At 71.7% G+C, this 20,094-nt stretch carries 17 protein-coding genes; 8 read left to right on the top strand and 9 right to left on the bottom strand.

Translation table 11 applies throughout. The features are described from left to right. The first annotated feature begins 88 nt into the window (after nt 1–88). Nucleotides 89–706, top strand: a complete 618-nt coding sequence (locus AMK11_RS04565) for a TOPRIM nucleotidyl transferase/hydrolase domain-containing protein (protein ID WP_073723228.1) — start codon at nt 89–91, stop codon at nt 704–706. An 18-nt stretch (nt 707–724) separates the two neighbouring features. On the opposite strand, the gene AMK11_RS04560 is transcribed toward AMK11_RS04565, so the two are convergent. Together AMK11_RS04560 and AMK11_RS04555 are read right to left on the bottom strand one after the other, a co-directional pair. Beyond that, nucleotides 725–2,095 (bottom strand): HEAT repeat domain-containing protein, encoded by a 1,371-nt coding sequence (locus AMK11_RS04560; RefSeq protein WP_073723226.1) that lies wholly within the window; start codon nt 2,093–2,095, stop codon nt 725–727. A gap of 56 nt (nt 2,096–2,151) precedes the next feature. Further along, nucleotides 2,152–2,562 carry an ATP-binding protein gene (locus AMK11_RS04555; RefSeq protein WP_073723224.1) on the bottom strand — a complete coding sequence of 137 codons (411 nt, stop codon included), beginning with the start codon at nt 2,560–2,562 and terminating at the stop codon, nt 2,152–2,154. A 218-nt stretch (nt 2,563–2,780) separates the two neighbouring features. On the opposite strand from AMK11_RS04555, the gene AMK11_RS04550 reads away from it, so the two are divergent. Next, nucleotides 2,781–3,617 carry a helix-turn-helix domain-containing protein gene (locus tag AMK11_RS04550; protein WP_073723222.1) on the top strand — a complete coding sequence of 279 codons (837 nt, stop codon included), beginning with the start codon at nt 2,781–2,783 and terminating at the stop codon, nt 3,615–3,617. Between the two features lie 5 nt (nt 3,618–3,622). Further along, the gene (locus tag AMK11_RS04545) at nt 3,623–3,820 is read left to right on the top strand and encodes a DUF397 domain-containing protein (protein WP_073723964.1); all 198 of its coding nucleotides are present in this window, start codon (nt 3,623–3,625) and stop codon (nt 3,818–3,820) included. Here AMK11_RS04545 and AMK11_RS04540 read toward each other — a convergent pair. Both AMK11_RS04540 and AMK11_RS04535 read right to left on the bottom strand, forming a co-directional pair. Then, entirely contained in the window at nt 3,774–4,415 is a 642-nt protein-coding gene (locus AMK11_RS04540) for a hypothetical protein (RefSeq protein WP_073723220.1), read from the bottom strand. The two genes, AMK11_RS04545 and AMK11_RS04540, sit on opposite strands and share 47 nt — an antisense overlap. A gap of 27 nt (nt 4,416–4,442) precedes the next feature. Beyond that, nucleotides 4,443–5,015 carry a Uma2 family endonuclease gene (locus AMK11_RS04535; protein ID WP_073723218.1) on the bottom strand — a complete coding sequence of 191 codons (573 nt, stop codon included), beginning with the start codon at nt 5,013–5,015 and terminating at the stop codon, nt 4,443–4,445. A 66-nt stretch (nt 5,016–5,081) separates the two neighbouring features. Here AMK11_RS04535 and recD2 point away from each other — a divergent pair, with 66 nt between their 5' ends. Together recD2 and AMK11_RS04525 are read left to right on the top strand one after the other, a co-directional pair. Beyond that, entirely contained in the window at nt 5,082–7,337 is a 2,256-nt protein-coding gene (gene recD2 / locus AMK11_RS04530; protein WP_073723216.1) for an SF1B family DNA helicase RecD2, read from the top strand. A gap of 244 nt (nt 7,338–7,581) precedes the next feature. Beyond that, on the top strand, nt 7,582–8,871 hold the full coding sequence (locus tag AMK11_RS04525; RefSeq protein ID WP_073723214.1) for a citrate synthase: 1,290 nt from the start codon (nt 7,582–7,584) through the stop codon (nt 8,869–8,871). A 598-nt stretch (nt 8,872–9,469) separates the two neighbouring features. Here the strand turns inward: AMK11_RS04525 and AMK11_RS04520 are convergent. Together AMK11_RS04520 and AMK11_RS04515 are read right to left on the bottom strand one after the other, a co-directional pair. Continuing rightward, nucleotides 9,470–11,746 (bottom strand): heavy metal translocating P-type ATPase, encoded by a 2,277-nt coding sequence (locus AMK11_RS04520; protein ID WP_073723212.1) that lies wholly within the window; start codon nt 11,744–11,746, stop codon nt 9,470–9,472. Between the two features lie 34 nt (nt 11,747–11,780). Beyond that, on the bottom strand, nt 11,781–12,020 hold the full coding sequence (locus tag AMK11_RS04515; protein ID WP_073723210.1) for a heavy-metal-associated domain-containing protein: 240 nt from the start codon (nt 12,018–12,020) through the stop codon (nt 11,781–11,783). A gap of 187 nt (nt 12,021–12,207) precedes the next feature. On the opposite strand from AMK11_RS04515, the gene AMK11_RS04510 reads away from it, so the two are divergent. After that, nucleotides 12,208–13,245: a zinc-dependent alcohol dehydrogenase family protein gene (locus tag AMK11_RS04510; RefSeq protein ID WP_073723208.1), complete on the top strand. Its 1,038-nt coding sequence runs from the start codon at nt 12,208–12,210 to the stop codon at nt 13,243–13,245. Here AMK11_RS04510 and AMK11_RS04505 read toward each other — a convergent pair. Next, entirely contained in the window at nt 13,232–13,813 is a 582-nt protein-coding gene (locus AMK11_RS04505) for a GNAT family N-acetyltransferase (RefSeq protein ID WP_073723206.1), read from the bottom strand. The genes AMK11_RS04510 and AMK11_RS04505 overlap by 14 nt on opposite strands. A 50-nt stretch (nt 13,814–13,863) precedes the next feature. Then, nucleotides 13,864–14,055, bottom strand: coding sequence for a helix-turn-helix transcriptional regulator (locus AMK11_RS04500; protein WP_073723204.1), 192 nt, complete (start codon nt 14,053–14,055; stop codon nt 13,864–13,866). 758 nt (nt 14,056–14,813) lie between these two features. Here AMK11_RS04500 and mmsA point away from each other — a divergent pair. After that, a complete protein-coding gene (gene mmsA / locus AMK11_RS04490; protein WP_073723202.1) occupies nt 14,814–16,316 on the top strand; it encodes a CoA-acylating methylmalonate-semialdehyde dehydrogenase in 1,503 nt (500 codons plus the stop codon). Nucleotides 16,317–16,380: 64 nt separating this feature from the next. Here the strand turns inward: mmsA and AMK11_RS04485 are convergent, their stop codons facing one another. After that, nucleotides 16,381–17,241 carry a hypothetical protein gene (locus AMK11_RS04485; RefSeq protein WP_073723200.1) on the bottom strand — a complete coding sequence of 287 codons (861 nt, stop codon included), beginning with the start codon at nt 17,239–17,241 and terminating at the stop codon, nt 16,381–16,383. 207 nt (nt 17,242–17,448) lie between these two features. Between AMK11_RS04485 and AMK11_RS04480 the strand changes: the two genes are divergently transcribed. Further along, on the top strand, nt 17,449–20,094 hold the full coding sequence (locus tag AMK11_RS04480; protein WP_073723198.1) for an alpha/beta fold hydrolase: 2,646 nt from the start codon (nt 17,449–17,451) through the stop codon (nt 20,092–20,094).

Below are 20,094 nucleotides of genomic sequence, written 5' to 3'. Positions count from 1 at the left end.
ACGTTAGGCAGCCGACAGGCTGCACGTCAAACGGACAGGCTCGCGATATTCGCTACCGCCCCGGCCGCCGAGGGCGGAGACTCGACCCATGGCGGACATGGCATCGTTCCGGGACGCGGTCACGGCGTGGGCGGCGGGCGGTCCCGAAGACCCCGTACGCGAACTCGCCGGGCGCCTGTCCGTCCGTACGGCGGTGCTGCTCGAAGGGCCGAGCGACACGGCGGCGGTCGACGCACTGGCCGCGCACCACGGCCGGGACCTCGCGACGGAGGGGATCTGCGTTCTGTCGATGGGCGGCGCGATGAGCGTCGGCCGCTTCGCGGGCCTCCTCGGCCCGACCGGCCTGGACCTGCGCCTCACCGGCCTGTGCGACGAACGGGAACGCGGCTACTACGTCCGCGCCCTGGACCGCGCGCACGCCTCCCCCGACGACCTCTTCGTCTGCACGGCCGACCTGGAGGACGAGCTGATCCGCGCGCTCGGCGAGGACCGGGTGACGGAACTGATCGAGGCGGAGGGCGACCTCCGCCCCCTGCGGACCTTCCTCCGCCAGCCCGCCCAGCAGGACCGCACGGCCCGCCAGCAACTCCGCCGCTTCTTCGGCACCAAGAAGGGCCGCAAGATCCACTACGGTCGTGTGCTGGTCGAGGCCCTGGACCCGGCCCGCACGCCCGCCCCGCTGGCCGGGCTGTTCGCGGCACTGTGACGCCGGCGCCCCGTCGGCCTACGCGTCACCGGGTCCCGGCGCGAGCGGCCACGGACGGCGCTCCCGGCGCGTCCAGTCCCACAGCGCGTCAACCCGGTGGTCGTGCTCGAACCCGCCGCCGAGCGGCCCGACCCGCTCGACGGCCTCCCCGGCGCGTGGATCGTCGCGCAGCACGAGGCCGTAGGCCGCCTCCAGGCGTACGAGCTGGTTGTCGTCGCCGAGCAGTGCGGCCAGGGCGTCGGCGGTGACGGCCGTACGGTCGGGTGAGGCGGTCAGCGCCTCCGCCACCGCGCCGCGCAGTTCCCGCTCCGGCCCCTCGGCCAGGCGGGCCAGTTCAGCGGCGGCCTGCGCGAGAAGGGCGTCGTCCTTCAGGGTCGCCCGGCACGCCTCCAGCCGTACGCGGGCGTCCGGATCGCCGAGGAGGACGAGCAGGGCAGCGCCGGCCTCGGGCGAGCGGGTCTCCGACGCGGCGAGGACGGTGGTCGCGCGCAGGCGCACGCGGGGGTCTGGGTGCACGGCGTGACACAGTCCCGTCGCCCCCATGCGGGGATGCTCGTACTCGGCGAAGGCCTCCAGTACCTTCGCGAGCACCGCACCGTCCGTCTCCCGCGTCGCCCACGCGGCCAGGAACTCGCTCTCCCGCTCCGCGAAGGGGGAGTCGCACGCGATGATCCCGCGCGTCCGCAGGTAGTCCGCGACGAAGCGGCGGTGTGCCGGATCGGGGTGGTCGCCGTGGGCCAGCGCGGCCGACCAGGTCTCCTGGCGGTGGCGCTCCAGAAGCGCGTAGCACACTGCCCACCAGTCGACGTGCTCCTCGTCCGCCACGGCGACGGCGCGGTCGATCAGTTCGTCGACGGGGGGCAGGACCTGAAAACGGGACTCCAGCCACGTCAGGACGGCCCCGTGCCCGGCCCGTACGACCAGACCGCCGAGCGCGTACTGGTCGACCCAGTCGTGCCCCTCGTCCGTCACCCGCTCCGACACGGCGGGGCCCCGTGCCCCCGTCCTGCGCCGCAACTCCTCGACCGCGCCCGTCTCGTACCAGCTCCGGGCCCGGGCGAGCAGCCGCGCACGCTCCCGTTCCGGCAGCCGCAGCCGGGGGTCCTTGCCGAGTACCGAGCAGAAGACGGCCGGAGACCCGCCGTCGAGCGCCCGCAGCAACGGCGTACTCCCGTCCGGAAGCTCCCGATCAGGATCGGCCCCACCGTCCATCAGGGCCTCGGCGACCGGGGCGTCGTAGGCCGCCACGGCCGTGCACAGCACCGGCAACCTGCCGTCGACGTCCACCGTGTTCGGGTCCGCCCCCTCGTACAGCAGGTCCCGCACCGCGTCGGCGTCACCGGACAGGACCGCCGAGACCAGCCGGCGATCGAGTTGCCTCGCACTCATGCGCCGAGCCTCCGGAAGATCCCCCGTCGGGGCAAGTGAATTGTCCGGGCGGGCCTTCAGGCTGCCGACAGCTCGCACCATACGTACTTGCCCCGATTGCCGTGTCTGGCCAGCGGATGCCACCCCCACACGTCGGCGCAGGCCCGCACCAGCGCCAGCCCCCGCCCTGCCTCCGACTCCTCCACCCGCCCGAAGGCGGCCGGGGGTTCGGGCGGTTCGGGGTCCGCGTCCCACGCCCCGATCCGCAGCGTGCCCGGCGGCGACCAGCGGATGCGGAGGGCGGCGGGGCCCTTGGTGTGCCGTACGGCGTTGGAGACCAGCTCCGTCGCGAGCAGCTCGGCGACGTCTACGAGGCGGATCAGGCCGTGCATGGTGAGGACCAGACGGAGGGTGCGGCGGCTGACGGTGACGGCGCGGAGGTCGTTGGGGATGTAGAGGGAGTACTCCCACGGGTCGGTTTCGGGCATGCGGGATCTCTCGTTTCGGGTGTGGTGGGTTGAGGACGGGCCAGGTGTCAATGCCGCAGCCGTCATGGCAGGACGGGGCGGTGCGCTTCCGGTGGCCCGGTTTCGCACGGTGTGCGTCGCGTCACCGACGGTAAGGCTAACTAGTAATCCCGGGCAAGCCGATCGCGTAATCTGACCCCCGAACGAGCTCTCTTAGCAGCCGGGTTGAAAGAGGAACCATGGTTCTCAGGCGCGAGCCGACCGCACGTCAGAGGCGTCTCGGGCTCGAACTGCGCCGACTCCGTGAAGCGGCCGGCCTCACCGCCACAGAGGCGGCAGCGTTGCTCGGTGCGAATAGGGTCCAGATCACCCACATCGAATCCGGGCTGACAGGCGTGAGTGAACAGCGGTTGCGCCGCTTGAAGTCGCACTACGCCTGCACGGACGAGGATCTCATCGAGGCGCTGACTTCTATGGCGACCGACCGGACACGTGGTTGGTGGGAGGAGTATCGCGGACTATTGCCCACGCCGTTTCTCGACCTGTCGGAACTTGAGCACCATGCGACCTTCCTGCGGGACGTCGCGATCCTCTACGTTCCGGGCCGCCTGCAGACCGGGGACTACGCACGTGCCGTCTTCTCCTCGCGCCTGCCCAGGCTGACCGAGGAGGAGATCGATCTGCGCGTTCAGCACCGTCTGGCTCGCCAAGAGCTTGCTGTTCCGCACGATGTCGTGATCCACGAGGCTGCACTGCGCATCAGGGTGGGCGACCGCAAAGTCGCTCGCGGGCAACTTGAGAAACTGCTCGAGCGCTCCGAAGCGGACCACGTCACCTTGCGAGTCGTCCCGTTCGACCTGGACGGCTTCGGCAAAGCATCGAGCGCTATGACCTACGCGGGCGGTCCCATGCCCAGGCTGGACACCGTGGTGCGCGACGCGCCCCACGGTGTGGTCTTCATAGACGCAGAGGCACAACTGAGTACTTACCGAACGAACTTCCGTATGGTGACGGCTGTATCGCTCGAACCCGCCCGGTCGCGCACATTCATCCACGAACTTGCGAAAGAGCTGTGAGACTGATGACTACGTTCGACAATTGGCGCAAGTCCTCCTACTCCGGAGAGGGCGACGGCAACAGCTGCGTGGAGGTCGCGAACTCATCCACCCGCGTAGCCTTGCGCGATTCCAAGGCCCCCGCCCGAGCCACCCTCGCTTTCCCCCGCACCGCCTTCACCCACTTCCTCCAGGCGCTGAAGGAGCCCGCAGGGAATCCGTGACCCCGGCGTCGGGCCAAGTCGCCACCAGCGCCCGCTGGTCCGGGAACCGGGCGCTGCCGACCCACACCCGCGTCGCCTCCCCGTTGAGCCAGCACACTTCCTCGGGACCCCCGTCACCGGTGTCGAACAGGCAGCACACACCGCCGACGGCGGCGGTGAGGTCGGTGAACGTCTTCCTGATGCTCGCCGACCGCGCGAACAGGCGGCTCATCCGCGACGCCGCGGCCCAGAACTCCAGTGACGCGTAACCGGGGTGCAGGAAGGACTCGAACCGCACCGCCAGGTAGACGTACCCGATCCGGACCCGTCCGTTCACCTCGGCCGGCAGGCCGGACGACTCCGCGTATGCGCGCACCGCCTCGTCGACGCCGAACATGAGGGACGTGTCCAGGCGGAACTGACCGCCCATGGAACAGTCGACCGGCTCGCTGCCGAAGTCGGACGTGAAGGGGAGGACGATCCGGTCCCCGCCGGGCAGCGTGACATCGAGCGGCGGCACGTCACGGGACGGGGGCGCCAGCTCGGCCACGGCGGTCAGCGCCTTGGCGACGTTCCGTGGGGGCAGGTAGATGTCATAGCCGTAGATCAGTCCCATGGACCCAGTCAATACCGTCCCCGACCCTCAACCCTCCCGGCCGTACCTGCGGAACTCCGACGTCTCGACCATCCATGGCCCGAACGGCACCGAGTCACCGAAGATGTACGGCTCCTTGCTGCTGTAGCGGCCCTTGCAAGGGTCGGAGTGGACCTCGATCGTGCCGGTGCGCGGGTCGACGATCATGTAGTGCGGGATGCCCATGGCCGGGTATTCGGTCAGCTTCTCGTCGTAGCCGTTGCTCGGGTTGGACGGTGAGACGATCTCGACGGCAGCCAGCACCTGCGTCGCGTCGACGGCGAGGCCTTCTTCGTCGAGGGTGGCTTCGGGGATCACGACGGCATCGGGGCGGCGCATGCGGCCGATGGCCGGATGCTCGATCTCGGGGCCGTTCGCGCAGATGTAGCCGGGGTGGGTGCGGGGCAGTTGCGCGTCCAGCTGCTTGCAGATGCGGCGGACCGTGCCCTCGTGTCGCTTCGACGGGCACATCATCGCCAGTATCGGACCGGACGGCCCGATCTCGACGCTCCACGACCCCTCGAGCTGCTCCGAGTAGGCCCCGAGCTCTGCGGCGATGGCGCGCATCCTGGCGTAGTCCATGAGCTCAGGGTACTGAGAAGGCGACTCTCCCACCGCCGTGTCAGTCCCCACCGGTACCGTCGGATCATGCCCACCCAGCCCCCCGCGGCCCCCGGCGAGCGGCGGCTCGCCACCCTCGAAGGCGTCCTGGAGCGCGTCACGTACGCCAACGAGGAGAACGGCTACACCGTCGCCCGCGTCGACACCGGCAGAGGCGCCGGCGACCTGCTGACCGTCGTCGGCGCGCTGCTCGGCGCGCAGGTCGGGGAGTCGCTGCGGATGGAGGGGCGGTGGGGGTCGCACCCGCAGTACGGCAAGCAGTTCCACGTCGAGAACTACACGACCGTCCTGCCCGCCACCGTCCAGGGCATCCGGCGCTATCTCGGCTCCGGCCTGGTCAAGGGCATCGGGCCGATCTTCGCCGACCGCATCACGCAGCACTTCGGTATCGACACCCTCACCGTCATCGAGGAGGAGCCCAAGCGGCTCATCGAGGTGCCCGGCCTCGGTCCCAAGCGGACGAAGAAGATCGCCGACGCCTGGGAGGAGCAGAAGGCGATCAAGGAGGTCATGCTCTTCCTCCAGACCGTCGAGGTGTCCACCTCGATCGCCGTGCGCATCTACAAGAAGTACGGCGACGCGTCGATCTCCGTCGTGAAGAACCAGCCCTACCGCCTGGCCGCCGACGTCTGGGGCATCGGCTTCCTCACCGCCGACAAGATCGCCCAGTCCGTCGGCATCCCGCACGACAGCCCGGAGCGGGTGAAGGCGGGGCTGCAGTACGCCCTGTCGCAGGCCACCGACCAGGGGCACTGCTACCTCTCCGAGGAGAAGCTGATCGCCGACGCGGTGAAGCTGCTCCAGGTGGACACCGGGCTCGTCATCGAGTGTCTGGGAGAGCTGGCCGCCGAGCCCGAGAGCCCCGACGACGACCCCGGCGTCGTGCGCGAGAAGGTGCCCGGCCCGGAGGGCGGCGACCCGGTCACCGCCGTCTACCTCGTCCCCTTCCACCGCGCCGAACTCGCCCTCGCGGCCCAGCTTCGCCGCCTCCTGCGCGCTGACGAGGACCGGATGCCCGCCTTCCAGGGCGTGGCCTGGGACAAGGCGCTCGGGTGGCTCGGGCAGCGCACGGGCGTCGATCTCGCGCCCGAGCAGGAGGCGGCCGTACGCCTCGCCCTCACCGAGAAGGTCGCCGTCCTCACCGGCGGGCCCGGCTGCGGCAAGTCGTTCACCGTGCGGTCGGTCGTGGAGCTGGCGCGCGCGAAGAAGGCGAAGGTGGTGCTCGCCGCGCCCACCGGGCGGGCGGCCAAGCGCCTCGCCGAGCTGACCGGTGCCGAGGCGTCCACGGTCCACCGGTTGCTGGAGCTGAAGCCCGGCGGTGACGCCGCCTACGACCGGGACCGGCCCCTCGACGCCGACCTCGTCGTCGTGGACGAGGCGTCGATGCTGGACCTGCTCCTCGCCAACAAGCTGGTCAAGGCCGTGCCCCCGGGGGCCCACCTGCTCTTCGTCGGGGACGTCGACCAGCTGCCCAGTGTCGGGGCCGGGGAGGTGCTCAGGGACCTTTTGGCCCCCGGCAGCCCCGTCCCCGCCGTCCGGCTCACCCGGGTCTTCCGGCAGGCCCAGCAGTCGGGTGTGGTGACCAACGCGCACCGGATCAACGCCGGGCAGCACCCGCTCACCGACGGGATGAAGGACTTCTTCCTCTTCGTCGAGGACGACACCGAGGAGGCGGGGCGGCTCACCGTCGACGTCGCCGCGCGGCGCATCCCGGCGAAGTTCGGGCTCGACCCGCGGCGTGATGTGCAGGTGCTGGCGCCGATGCACCGGGGACCCGCCGGCGCCGGGACGCTGAACGGGCTGCTCCAGCAGGCCGTCACCCCCGGCCGCCCCGATCTCGCCGAGAAGAGGTTCGGCGGCCGTGTTTTCCGGGTCGGCGACAAGGTCACTCAGATTCGCAACAATTACGAGAAGGGTGAGAACGGTGTCTTCAACGGCACCGTCGGCGTGGTCACCTCGCTCGACCCGGTGGACCAGCGCCTCACCGTGCTGACGGACGAGGACGAGGAGGTTCCGTACGAATTCGACGAACTGGACGAGCTGGCCCACGCCTACGCGGTGACCATCCACCGGTCCCAGGGGAGTGAGTATCCGGCGGTCGTGATTCCCGTGACCACCGGTGCCTGGATGATGCTCCAGCGGAATCTCCTCTACACGGCGGTCACCCGGGCCAAGCGGCTGGTCGTCCTCGTCGGTTCCCGCAAGGCGATCGGACAGGCGGTGCGCACGGTGTCGGCCGGCCGGCGCTGCACGGCGCTCGACTTCCGGCTGGCGGGCCCCTGACCCCGAAAACCTTCCGGCAAACCTCCCCGCCCCTGTGAAAAAAATGATCGATCAAATGAGTCGGGAAGGTCACAGAGCACTTCCGGATGGGGAGAAGAGGGGGCAGGATGAGCTAGTTGGCGGCACTGAGTGCCGCCGATAGGCCCGATGGTCGACCCCGAGTGCACTCTCCTGAGCCAAGTGGGGGATGGTAGAGACAGTCAGGGCACCTCGAAGATGAGGCACTACGTCGGTGAGGGAAGACGTGAGCGACAACTCTGTAGTACTGCGGTACGGCGATGGCGAGTACACCTACCCGGTGATCGACAGCACCGTCGGCGACAAGGGCTTCGACATCGGGAAGCTCCGCGCCCAGACCGGTCTGGTGACGCTGGACAGCGGTTACGGCAACACCGCCGCCTACAAATCCGCCGTTACCTACCTGGATGGCGAAGCCGGCATCCTCCGGTACCGCGGCTACCCGATCGAGCAGCTGGCCGAGCGCTCCTCCTTCGTGGAGGTCGCCTACCTGCTGATCAACGGCGAGCTGCCGACCGTCGACCAGCTGGCCGCCTTCAAGGGCGAGATCACGCAGCACACCCTGCTGCACGAGGACGTCAAGAACTTCTACAAGGGCTTCCCGCGCGACGCCCACCCGATGGCCATGCTGTCGTCGGTGGTCTCCGCGCTGTCGACGTTCTACCAGGACAGCCACAACCCGTTCGACGAGCGTCAGCGCAACCTCTCGACGATCCGGCTGCTCGCCAAGCTCCCGACGATCGCGGCCTACGCGTACAAGAAGTCGATCGGTCACCCGTTCGTCTACCCGCGCAACGACCTCGGCTACGTCGAGAACTTCCTGCGCATGACCTTCTCGGTCCCCGCCCAGGAGTACGAGCTCGACCCGATCGTCGTCTCCGCGCTGGACAAGCTGCTGATCCTGCACGCGGACCACGAGCAGAACTGCTCGACCTCCACGGTCCGCCTGGTCGGCTCCTCCCAGGCCAACATGTTCGCGTCCATCTCGGCCGGCATTAACGCCCTGTGGGGCCCGCTGCACGGCGGCGCCAACCAGTCGGTGCTGGAGATGCTGGAGGGCATCCGCGACTCCGGCGGCGACGTCGACACCTTCATCCGCAAGGTGAAGAACAAGGAGGACGGCGTCCGCCTGATGGGCTTCGGCCACCGGGTCTACAAGAACTTCGACCCGCGCGCCAAGATCATCAAGGCCGCCGCGCACGACGTGCTCTCCGCCCTCGGCAAGTCCGACGAGCTGCTGGACATCGCCCTGAAGCTGGAGGAGCACGCGCTCTCCGACGACTACTTCGTCTCGCGCAGCCTCTACCCGAACGTCGACTTCTACACCGGTCTGATCTACCGGGCCATGGGCTTCCCGACCGAGATGTTCACGGTCCTGTTCGCCCTCGGTCGCCTGCCGGGCTGGATCGCCCAGTGGCACGAGATGATCAAGGAGCCGGGTTCCCGCATCGGCCGCCCGCGCCAGATCTACACCGGCGTCGTCGAGCGCGACTTCGTGCCGGTCGAGGAGCGCTGAGCCGCCAGGCACCCCCGCAGCGCATCCGAAGAGTCCCGTGCCGCCCGAGCGGTACGGGACTCGTCCTTTCCCGGGCCGTGCACGGGTGAGACAGCAGAAGGCGCCCTGGCGCCGGTCCCCCCACGGGCCGACGAACCAGGGCGCCTTCCCATGTCCCGGTGCGGATTCCCCCCACGGGATCCGGCCGGGCGTCTGTGAGGACAGCGCCTGAATCGCTGTGTATGAGCACGACGGGCCGAACCCGCCGTACGTGTCGTGCGGTCGTGCGGTCTGCCGGGACAGCGCACCCGGGAGGGCCGCTCAAAGCTTCCCGGTGTACGTGTCCCGGCAACGCAGCTCTGGGAAAGTCCCCCAAGACATCCCCAGATGCCAGGTGGCGCCCCCCAAGACGCTGCCTGACATCGCCAACTTAGACCTTCGAACCCCTTCGATGGTTACGTTCGCATCACTGTGATCTGCGTCTCTTGCATATGTCCCTTAGGTGCGCAAGAGCCCCGATACGTCGACCGGGACCCAAGCGTAAGGAAGATGCGCGAGCCTTGTGAAGAGCTTATGTGAGGCGCGTGCCGGACTCCAGAGGTCTCCGGGCATCGAGACCTCAGCGAAACGCGCGCAGCCGCAGGCTGTTGGTCACCACGAACACCGAGGAGAAGGCCATCGCCGCCCCCGCGATCATCGGGTTCAGCAGCCCGGCGGCGGCCAGCGGCAGCGCGGCCACGTTGTAGCCGAAGGCCCACACCAGGTTGCCCTTGATCGTGGACAGGGTGCGCCGGGAGAGGCGGATCGCGTCCGCGGCCACCCGGAGGTCTCCGCGCACCAGCGTCAGGTCGCCCGCCTCGATGGCCGCGTCCGTCCCCGTGCCCATCGCCAGGCCCAGGTCGGCGGTGGCGAGCGCGGCGGCGTCGTTGACGCCGTCGCCGACCATGGCGACCGTACGGCCCTCGCGCCGCAGCCGCTCCACGACGGCCACCTTCTCCTCGGGCAGCACCTCGGCGATCACCTCGTCGACGCCGACGGCACGGGCGACCGATTCGGCCACCCGCCGGTCGTCGCCCGTCAGCAGTACGGGGGTCAGGCCCAGCAGGCGCAGCTCGGTCACCGCCTGTGCGCTGGTCTCCCGGACCGTGTCCGCGACCGCGACGACGCCGCGCGCGGTGCCGTCCCAGCCGACCACGACAGCCGTACGGCCCTCCCTGACGGCCTCGTCGCGAGCGCGGGCAATCCCGGGCGGCAGAGTCTCGTAGAGGCGCCCCACGGCCACCTCGCGGCCCTCCACGCGCCCGCGTACGCCCCGCCCGGGGATGCTCTCGAAGTTCTCGACGCCGGGCAGCGTGCCGGTTCGCTCCTCCGCGCCGGCGGCGACCGCGCGTGCCACGGGATGCTCGGAGGCGTGCTCGACGGCGCCCGCGAGCCGCAGCAGCTCCGCCTCGTCGGTGTCCTCGGCGGCGTACACCTCGTGCAGGGTCATCCGGCCCGTGGTGACGGTGCCGGTCTTGTCCAGGACGACCGTGTCGACGCGCCGGGTGGACTCCAGCACCTCCGGGCCCTTGATCAGGATGCCGAGCTGGGCGCCGCGGCCCGTGCCCACCAGCAGCGCGGTCGGCGTCGCCAGGCCCAGCGCGCACGGGCAGGCGATGATCAGTACGGCGACGGCGGCGGTGAACGCGGCCACCGTGTCCCCGGTGGCGCCCAGCCAGCCGCCGAAGGTCGCGAAGGCGATCAGCAGCACGACGGGCACGAAGACCCCGGAGATCCGGTCGGCGAGCCGCTGCACCTCGGCCTTGCCGCTCTGCGCGTCCTCGACCAGCTTCGCCATCCGCGCCAGCCGCGTGTCGGCGCCGACCCGGGTGGCCTCCACCACCAGCCGGCCCCCGGCGTTGACCGTGGCGCCGGTGACGGTGTCGCCGGCCCCGACGTCCACCGGGACCGACTCGCCGGTCAGCATCGAGGCGTCCACGGCACCGGCGCCCTCGACCACCGTGCCGTCGGTGGCGATCTTCTCGCCGGGCCGTACGACGAACCGGTCGCCGACCGCCAGCCGGCCCACCGGCACCCGCACCTCGCGCCCGTCCCGCAGCACCGCGACGTCCTTGGCGCCCAGCTCCATCAGCGCCCGCAGCGCGGCCCCGGCACGGCGCTTGGAGCGGGCCTCCAGCCAGCGCCCGAGGAGGAGGAAGGCGGTGACTCCGGCGGCGGCCTCCAGGTAGATCGCGGAGGCGCCGTCGGCGCGGGAGACGGTGAGGTCGAAGCCGTGGCGCATGCCCGGCATGCCCGCGTCCCCGAAGAACAGCGCCCACAGCGACCAGCCGAACGCCGCGAGGGTGCCCAGCGAGACCAGGGTGTCCATGGTGGCGGCGCCGTGCCGGAGGTTGGTCCAGGCGGCGCGGTGGAAGGGGAGGCCGCCCCAGACCACCACGGGGGCGGCCAGGGTGAGCGAGAGCCACTGCCAGTTGTCGAACTGCAGCGCCGGGACCATCGCGAGCAGCACGACGGGGGCGGCGAGGAGGGCGGAGACGAGCAGGCGGTGACGCAGGGCGGACAGCTCGGGGTCGTCGTCCGCGCCGGGGGCCTGCGCGCCGGGGATCTCGGGATCGTCGGCCGGCTCCGGCGGCGGCGCCGGTTCCTCCGCGGTGTAGCCGGTCCGGACGACGGTGGCGATCAGGTCGGCGACGGTGGTGGTCGCCGGGTGGGTGATCCGGGCCTTCTCCGTCGCGTAGTTCACCGTGGCAGTGACGCCGTCCATGCGGTTGAGCTTCTTCTCGACGCGGGCCGCGCAGGAGGCGCAGGTCATCCCGCCGACGATCAGCTCGACCTCGGCGAGCTCCGGCCCGATGGCCGTGGCGTCCGCGGGCGTCTCCGCGGTGGTGCTGGTCATGGTCCGAACTCCCGTCCGCCCCCGGCGGGGCCGCTCAGGCCCTGCCGGCCAGCTCGAAGCCGGCCTCGTCCACGGCGGCGCGCACGGCCTCGTCGTCGAGGGGCGCCTCGGAGACGACGGTGACCACGCCGGTGGAGGCGACCGCCTGCACCGAGCCGACGCCCGCGATCTCGGAGATCTCGCCGGAGACGGCGCCCTCGCAGTGTCCGCAGCTCATTCCGCTCACCTTGTAGACGGTGGTGACGGAGCCCTGGGTGTCGGTCTGGGCGGTCATGTCGTTACTCCTCGTCGGGGCGGTGCATGGTGGTCTGTGCGTGGCCGGCGTGGACCCCGCAGCTACCACTGTACCCCTAGGGGGTATGACTGCGGATGGGCCTGCCGTGAGATGAGGGACGGGAGGCGGAAACTCCGCCACGGAACTCCCCGCAAGGGTGCGGGAAGCACGGAAGTGAGGGTGACGGATGCGTGCGGTCGTGTTCGAGCGCTTCGGAGAGCCGGCCGAGGTCCGGGAGGTCGCCGACCCGGAGCCCGCGCCGCACGGCGTCGTGGTGCGCGTCGAGGCCACCGGGCTGTGCCGCAGCGACTGGCACGGCTGGCAGGGCCACGACCCGGACATCACGCTGCCGCACGTGCCCGGACACGAACTCGCCGGTGTCGTCGAGGCGGTCGGCGACCGGGTGGCCGGGTGGCGGCCCGGCGACCGGGTGACCGTGCCCTTCGTCTGCGCCTGCGGGAGCTGCGCCGCGTGCGCGGCGGGGGACCAGCAGGTGTGCAAGCACCAGACCCAGCCGGGCTTCACGCACTGGGGCTCCTTCGCCGAGTACGTGGCGCTCGACCACGCCGACGTCAACCTCGTCGCCGTCCCCGAGGGCATGTCGTACGCGACCGCCGCCTCGCTCGGCTGCCGGTTCGCCACCGCCTTCCGGGCCGTCGTGCAGCAGGGCCGGGTCGCGGCGGGGGAGTGGGTGGCGGTGCACGGCTGCGGGGGCGTCGGCCTGTCCGCCGTGATGATCGCCGCGGCCTCGGGCGCCCGGGTGGTCGCCGTGGACGTGTCGGCGCGGGCGCTGGAGCTGGCCCGTACCTTCGGCGCGGTGGAGTGCGTGGACGCGTCCCGGACGCCGGACACGGCGGCGGCCGTCCGTGACCTCACCGGCGGCGGCGCCCACCTCTCCCTCGACGCCCTCGGCTCGCCCGTCACCTGCGCCGCGTCCGTGACCGGCCTGCGCCGCCGCGGCCGGCACGTCCAGGTCGGGCTGCTGCCCTCGGCGGACGGCACCACACCGGTGCCGATGGCCCGCGCCGTCGCCCTGGAGCTCGAACTCCTCGGCAGCCACGGGATGGCCGCGCACACCTACCCGCCGATGCTGGAGCTGGTCCGCCGCGGAGCGCTCCGGCCCGACCTGCTGGTGACGTCCACCATCGGGCTGGAGGCGGTCCCGGCGGCCCTCGCGGCGATGGGGACGGCGCCCGGCGCGGGCGTGACGGTCATCGAGCCGTGACGGCCGCGCCGGGGCGCCCTCGGTGGACGGCCCACTCGTGGTCGAGTACGGCCATCAGCACCTCGTCCACCCATACGCCGTCCCGCAGCTCCACCTCGCGCCGCACGCCCTCGCGCACGAACCCGACCTTCTCGTAGACCCGCAGCGCCCGGTGGTTGTGGGCGTAGGCGTCCAGCTGGACGCGGTGCAGGCCGAGTTCCCCGAAGGCGTGGCCGACGATCAGCCGGGTCGCCTCGGTGCCGATGCCCCGGCCGCGTCCGCGCGCGCCGATCAGGGTGCGGAAGGTGCAGGAGCGGTCCTCGGGCACCCAGTCGTGGAGCACGACCTCGCCGAGCAGTTCCCCGTCGGCGGGGTCGGTGACGGCGAGGTCGAGGCGGTCGGGCCGGTCGCCGCGCGAGCCGTACCAGGTGCGCAGCACCTCGGGCGTGAGTTCGTGCCCCGGCGAGCCGGTGAAGTGCCGCACCTCGGGGTCGTTGATGATGTCCCACATGCGCCCGGCGTCCGCCTCGGTGAACGGTCGCAGAACGGTCCTGTCGCCGGTCAGGACGGGTTTCACGGAGAAGTCCATGGGCGGAACCATGCCCCACGGGACGACGGGATTCCGAACGGATTTCCGGCCTACCGCTTCCGGTTGCGCGGCCGGGACGCCACCCAGGCCCGGACCGTGTCCGCGTACCAGTACGGCTTCCCGCCCTCCACGTGGTCGGGCGGCGGCAGCAGCCCGTGCTTGCGGTACGACCGCACGGTGTCCGGCTGTACCCGGATGTGGGCCGCGATGTCCTTGTAGGACCAGAGCCTTCGGTCGGTCACCAGTCACACCTCCCTGCGCGCACCGCGGCGGCGACCGGGGACGGTCGCCGGGGGGAGCCGGGGTGCTGCGTCGGCGATCACCAAGCGTGTTACGGGTGAACGACGCCGGGTGACGGGCGGTCAGGGGCCGTTCCCGGATGTGACGGAAGACCCGTGCGCGCGTGACACCTGTGACGGGGCCGGGCCTTTTGTGACACGAGTGCCACGAAGTCGTACGCCGGAGTTCGGGCGTGGCACGTTGACTCCCCGGTGCGGCGCGGGGTCCGTGGAGGCGGACGGGCGACTGTCCGGACCATGTCGTCCGAATGTCCGGACAAAACATTGACAGGCCGCACCCGCGGGGCTAGAAACCGGGGAAGACACAACGGCGGGCACGAAGGGGAACGCGATGGCGCACGACCCGATCGCCGGGGGCCCGCAGCGCGCGCCCGCCGTCGCCGGTTCCCCCACCGAACGCCTCCGGCGCGGGACGGCCGACTCGCCCTGGCAGGAGCGAGGCGCGAGCGCCGACTCCCCGCTCGCACCGGCCCCGCGCCGGAGGTTCTCCCGCCCGTCGGGGCACCGGGCGCCGACACTGCCCCACGTGTCTACGCGGACGCCCAAACCGCATACACAGTGTCGGGCGCGCCCGGAGCGCCCGGCTGCTGGGATGGACCCATGGCAGTGACCGCGCCCCGATCGTCGCCGGTCACCGCCCGTGAGCTGGACCAACGGCACGTCTCGACCCGTCGCCGCCATCTGTGAAGGAGTTCTCGGTCATGACGAACATCGTCAACCACTGGATCGGCGGCAAGACCGCCGAAGGCGCCTCGGGCACGTACGGGCCGGTGACGAACCCGGCGACCGGCGCGGTCACCACCAAGGTCGCCTTCGCCTCGGTCGAAGAGGTGGACGCCGCGGTCGCCGCCGCCCAGGAGGCGTACCTGACCTGGGGTCAGTCCTCGCTGGCGCAGCGGACGTCGGTCCTCTTCAAGTTCCGGGCGCTGCTGGACGCCCACCGCGACGAGATCGCCGACCTGATCACCGCCGAACACGGCAAGGTGCACTCCGACGCGCTCGGCGAGGTCGCCCGCGGCCTGGAGATCGTCGACCTGGCCTGCGGCATCAACGTGCAGCTGAAGGGGGAGCTGTCGACGCAGGTCGCCACCCGCGTGGATGTGTCCTCGATCCGGCAGCCGCTCGGCGTCGTCGCCGGCATCACGCCGTTCAACTTCCCGGCGATGGTGCCGATGTGGATGTTCCCCATCGCCATCGCCTGCGGCAACACCTTCGTGCTCAAGCCGAGCGAGAAGGACCCGTCGGCCGCCGTGAAGATCGCCGAGCTGCTCTCCGAGGCCGGCCTGCCGGACGGCGTCTTCAACGTCGTCCACGGCGACAAGGTGGCCGTGGACCGCCTCCTGGAGCACCCGGACGTCAAGGCCGTCTCCTTCGTCGGCTCGACCCCGATCGCCCGCTACATCCACACCACCGCCTCCGCGAACGGCAAGCGCGTCCAGGCACTCGGCGGCGCCAAGAACCACATGCTGGTGCTGCCCGACGCCGACCTCGACGCGGCCGCCGACGCCGCCGTGTCCGCGGCCTACGGCTCCGCGGGCGAGCGCTGCATGGCGATCTCCGCGGTCGTGGCGGTCGGCGCGATCGGTGACGAACTGGTCCAGAAGATCCGCGAGCGCGCCGAGAAGATCAAGATCGGCCCCGGCGACGACCCCACCTCCGAGATGGGTCCGCTCATCACCAAGGCGCACCGCGACAAGGTGGCGACCTACGTCGAGGGCGCGGCGGCCGAGGGCTGCGAGGTCGTGCTCGACGGCACCGGACACACGGTCGACGGCCACGAGGACGGCCACTGGATCGGCATCTCGCTGCTGGACCGGGTGCCGACCACGGCGAAGGCGTACCAGGACGAGATCTTCGGCCCGGTGCTGTGCGTGCTGCGCGCGGACACCTACGAGGAGGGCCTGGCCCTCATCAACGCCTCGCCCTTCGGCAACGGCACCGCGATCTTCACCCGGGACGGCGGCGCGGCCCGCCGCTTCCAGCTGGAGGTCGAGGCCGGCATGGTCGGCGTGAACGTGCCGATCCCGGTCCCCGTCGGCTACCACTCCTTCGGCGGCTGGAAGGACTCGCTCTTCGGCGACCACCACATCTACGGCAACGACGGCACGCACTTCTACACCCGGGGCAAGGTCGTCACCACCCGCTGGCCGGACCCGGCCGACGCCCCGGCGGGCGTGGACCTGGGCTTCCCGCGCAACCACTGACCGCCACCACCGAGGTCCTGGTGCCCCGGCCCACCCGTGCGGGCCGGGGCACCGCCACGCGGTCTCAGCCGGCCATCGCCCCGGAGTTCTTCACTTCCTCGGTGAGGTCCCCGACCTCCTGCGCGGGCGGGGCCACGATCTCCTCCGTGGCGCCGAACTTGTCGAAGTCCATGGTGACCGTCATGGCGCCGAACTCCTGCGTCAGGCGCACCGGCAGGTCCTTCTCGCCCACCCAGATGTCCATGGTGATCGAGTCGCTGCCGGTGGAGTTGAGCATGCTGTCGGCGCCGCTGAGGGCGTCCTTGAACTTGCCCATGTCCTCGCCGTCGAGCACCGCGCGGTAGTGCGTGGTGGGCTTGCCGTTGACGGTCTCCTCGCCGAGGTCCTCGACGTCGCTGGCGTACTTGAGACCCTTCATGGAGTCCGCCGGGCTGCCCCCGCCGCCGGCCCCGCTGAACGCGGCGGCGCCGGACTCGCCGAAGATCGCCGACCCGTCGATCTTCATCCACTCCTTGCCCGCGAGCGGGCCGGCGGGCTGCGGGTCGACGTCGTAGTAGTAGGCGCCGTCCACGAACAGGGTGCGCACGGTCGGGGAGTCCGTGAGGTCCTGCATCTGCACGGCCTCGGTGTCCATCTCGACGTCGAGCGCGTAGCCGTCGCCCCAGGAGTACGTGCCGTCCATGGCGATCGGCTCGCCGGTCCCCAGGTCGGTCGTCGTCCTGACCTCGGCGGAGCCCAGCTCCTCGGTCCGGTCGGTGGCCCGCGAGAGCGCCGCCATGATGGTGTCGGCCTTGCTCACCGCCGTGTCGGCCGCCTTCTCGGCGCTCTCGGCCGCCGACTTGGCGCCCTCCGAACCGCACGCGGTCGCCGTGACCATCGCCGCCGCCGTCAGCCCCACCCAGGCCGCGGTGTACCTCAGCTTCATGAGTCCCCACCCGTTGCCGTGTTCCTGTGATTCACCTGTGCCCAGGACTCTACCGGCAGCCACCGACAGCGCCCGGACGGCGGCCCGCCTCCCCCTCTCCCTACCGCACCCGTGGTACGCGACGCCCGCCGCGTACTTCCCTGGGAGGGGCGGAGGTTCGGCCCCGGGGCTGCCCCCGATGTCGGCGGCGGCCCGTACCGTTGACACATGGATCTTCGACTGCCCCGCGTGCGAGGGCTGCTACGGGGGCCGCGGCGGATGCTCGCCGCCGCGGCCGCCGTCGTCGTGCTCGCCGGCGCCGGGACCTGGACGGCCGTCGCCGGTGACGACCCGCCCCCGGTGCACCGCTCGGACCGGGTCGTGGCCGTGGGCGACGGGGTGCGCCTGGACACCTCGTACTTCACGGCGGGCTCCGACGGCCGCCGCCCGGCCGTCCTGCTCGCGCACGGCTTCGGCGGCAGCAAGGCCGACGTGCGGGGCCAGGCGGAGGACCTGGCCCGCGACGGGTACGCGGTCCTGACCTGGTCGGCGCGCGGCTTCGGCGAATCCACCGGGAAGATCGGGCTCAACGCCCCGGACGGCGAGGTCGCCGACGTCTCCCGGCTGATCGACTGGCTGGCCGGGCGGCCCGAGGTCCGGCTGGACGAGAAGGGCGACCCACGCGTGGGCGTGGCCGGCGGCTCGTACGGCGGCGCGGTCTCGCTCCTGGCCGCCGGGTACGACGACCGGGTCGACGCGATCGCCCCGGCCGTCACCTACTGGAACCTCTCGGACGCCCTCTTCCCGAACGGCGTCTTCAAGAAGCTCTGGGCCGGCATCTTCGTCAACCTGGGCGGCGGCTGCGACCGGTTCGAGGACGAGCTGTGCCGCATGTACCAGCGGGTCGCCGAGTCCGGGAAGCCGGACGCCCAGGCCACGGACCTCCTCGACGCGCGCAGCCCGCAGGCCGTCGCCGACCGCATCGCCGTGCCCACGCTCCTGGTGCAGGGCCAGACCGACTCCCTCTTCCCGCTGGACCAGGCCGACCTGGCCGCCGAGGCGATCCGGGACAACGGCGCCCCGGTGGCGGTCGACTGGATCGCGGGCGGGCACGACGGCGGCGACCTGGAGACGGACCGCGTCGAGGCCCGTATCGGGGCGTGGTTCGACCGCTATCTGAAGGACGACGAGTCGGCCGGCACCGGTCCCGCCTTCCGCGTCACCCGCACCGCCGGCACCGGCAGCGGCGACGGCGAGCCCCGCCTGGAGGGCGTGAGCGCCGACTCCTACCCCGGCCTGGAGAGCGAGCCGCGCGAGATCGGACTGCGCGGCCGCGAGCAGTCCTTCGACAACCCGGCCGGCGCCAGCCCGCCCGCCGTCTCCGCCCTCCCCGGCATCGGCGGCTCCGGCGGCCTCTCCCAGCTCTCCTCCCTCGGCCTCGGCGTCTCCCTCGACTTCCCCGGCCAGCACGCCGCCTTCGAGTCGGCGCCGCTGGAGGAGGACCTCCGGATCACCGGCTCGCCGACCGCGACCGTGCACGTGGAGTCCACCGGGGACGAAGCCGTGCTCTTCGCCAAGGTGTACGACGTCGGACCCGGCGGCACCCAGCCGGTGCTCCCCTCCCAGCTGGTCACGCCCGTCCGGGTGGACGACATCGGCGAGGGCAGGGACGTGCAGCTGACCCTGCCCGCGATCGATTACGAGGTGGAGCGCGGCCACCGTCTGCGCCTGGTCCTGTCCTCCACCGACCTCGGCTACGCCTCCCCGGCCGCCCCCGCCACGTACACCGTCGCCCTGAAGGGCGACCTGTCGGTCCCGGCGGGACTCGGCGACACCGGGCAGGTGGCCGGGCTGCCCGCCTGGGTCTGGTGGGCGCCGCTCGCGGGTGCGGCGGTGGCCGCGGCCCTGCTGCTGACCGCCCGCCGCCGCACCACCGCGCCGCCGCCCGACCCCGCGCTGTCCGGCGTACCGCTCCAGATCACCGGCCTGACCAAGCGGTACGGCAAGTCCGGCGACCGGTACGCGGTGCGGGACCTGTCCTTCCGAGTGGAGCAGGGCCAGGTGCTCGGCCTGCTCGGTCCGAACGGCGCGGGCAAGACGACCACCCTGCGCATGCTGATGGGCCTGATCGGTCCGGACGGCGGCGAGATCCGCGTCTTCGGGCACGCCATCGCGCCCGGCGCCCCGGTGCTCTCCCGCGTCGGCGCGTTCGTCGAGGGCGCGGGTTTCCTGCCGCACCTGTCCGGCCGGGAGAACCTGGAGCTGTACTGGCGCGCCACCGGCCGCCCGCCCGGGGACGCCCACCTCGACGAGGCCCTGGAGATCGCCGGGCTCGGCGACGCGCTCGCCCGCGCGGTGCGCACCTACTCCCAGGGCATGCGCCAGCGCCTGGCCATCGCCCAGGCCATGCTGGGCCTGCCCGACCTGCTGATCCTGGACGAGCCGACCAACGGCCTGGACCCGCCGCAGATCCGCGAGATGCGCGAGGTGATGATCCGTTACGCGGCGGCCGGCCGCACGGTGATCGTCTCCAGCCACCTGCTGTCCGAGGTCGAGCAGAGCTGTACCCACCTGGTGGTCATGGACCACGGGCGGCTGGTGCAGGCGGGCCCGGTCGGCGAGATCATCGGCTCCGGCGACACGCTGCTGGTGGGCACCTTCGCGGCGGTCGACGCGCCCCTGGTCGAGAAGGTGGCCGCGCTGCCGGGCGTGGCCTCGGCGGCGGCGGCCGACGGCGGCCTGCTGGTCCGCCTCGGACCGGGCGGCACCGCCCGGGACCTGATCGCCGAACTCGTCCGCCTGGACGTGCCCGTGGAGTCGGTGGGCCCCCACCGGCGCCTCGAGGACGCCTTCCTCACCCTGATCGGAGACTGA

This window comes from Streptomyces sp. CB02414 (assembly GCF_001905385.1).
Taxonomy (GTDB): domain Bacteria; phylum Actinomycetota; class Actinomycetes; order Streptomycetales; family Streptomycetaceae; genus Streptomyces.
Note: the sequence above shows the minus strand (reverse complement) of the source record. Positions and strands in the feature narration are given on the sequence as shown.

Excerpts from the sequence above, each read along its gene's own strand:
- AMK11_RS04565 (WP_073723228.1), top strand. The coding sequence starts at position 89 with ATGGCGGACATGGCATCGTTCCGGGACGCGGTCACGGCGTGGGCGGCG.
- AMK11_RS04560 (WP_073723226.1), bottom strand. The coding sequence starts at position 2,095 with ATGAGTGCGAGGCAACTCGATCGCCGGCTGGTCTCGGCGGTCCTGTCC.
- AMK11_RS04555 (WP_073723224.1), bottom strand. The coding sequence starts at position 2,562 with ATGCCCGAAACCGACCCGTGGGAGTACTCCCTCTACATCCCCAACGAC.
- AMK11_RS04550 (WP_073723222.1), top strand. The coding sequence starts at position 2,781 with ATGGTTCTCAGGCGCGAGCCGACCGCACGTCAGAGGCGTCTCGGGCTC.
- AMK11_RS04545 (WP_073723964.1), top strand. The coding sequence starts at position 3,623 with ATGACTACGTTCGACAATTGGCGCAAGTCCTCCTACTCCGGAGAGGGC.
- AMK11_RS04540 (WP_073723220.1), bottom strand. The coding sequence starts at position 4,415 with ATGGGACTGATCTACGGCTATGACATCTACCTGCCCCCACGGAACGTC.
- AMK11_RS04535 (WP_073723218.1), bottom strand. The coding sequence starts at position 5,015 with ATGGACTACGCCAGGATGCGCGCCATCGCCGCAGAGCTCGGGGCCTAC.
- recD2 (WP_073723216.1), top strand. The coding sequence starts at position 5,082 with ATGCCCACCCAGCCCCCCGCGGCCCCCGGCGAGCGGCGGCTCGCCACC.
- AMK11_RS04520 (WP_073723212.1), bottom strand. The coding sequence starts at position 11,746 with ATGACCAGCACCACCGCGGAGACGCCCGCGGACGCCACGGCCATCGGG.
- AMK11_RS04515 (WP_073723210.1), bottom strand. The coding sequence starts at position 12,020 with ATGACCGCCCAGACCGACACCCAGGGCTCCGTCACCACCGTCTACAAG.
- AMK11_RS04510 (WP_073723208.1), top strand. The coding sequence starts at position 12,208 with ATGCGTGCGGTCGTGTTCGAGCGCTTCGGAGAGCCGGCCGAGGTCCGG.
- AMK11_RS04505 (WP_073723206.1), bottom strand. The coding sequence starts at position 13,813 with ATGGACTTCTCCGTGAAACCCGTCCTGACCGGCGACAGGACCGTTCTG.
- mmsA (WP_073723202.1), top strand. The coding sequence starts at position 14,814 with ATGACGAACATCGTCAACCACTGGATCGGCGGCAAGACCGCCGAAGGC.
- AMK11_RS04485 (WP_073723200.1), bottom strand. The coding sequence starts at position 17,241 with ATGAAGCTGAGGTACACCGCGGCCTGGGTGGGGCTGACGGCGGCGGCG.
- AMK11_RS04480 (WP_073723198.1), top strand. The coding sequence starts at position 17,449 with ATGGATCTTCGACTGCCCCGCGTGCGAGGGCTGCTACGGGGGCCGCGG.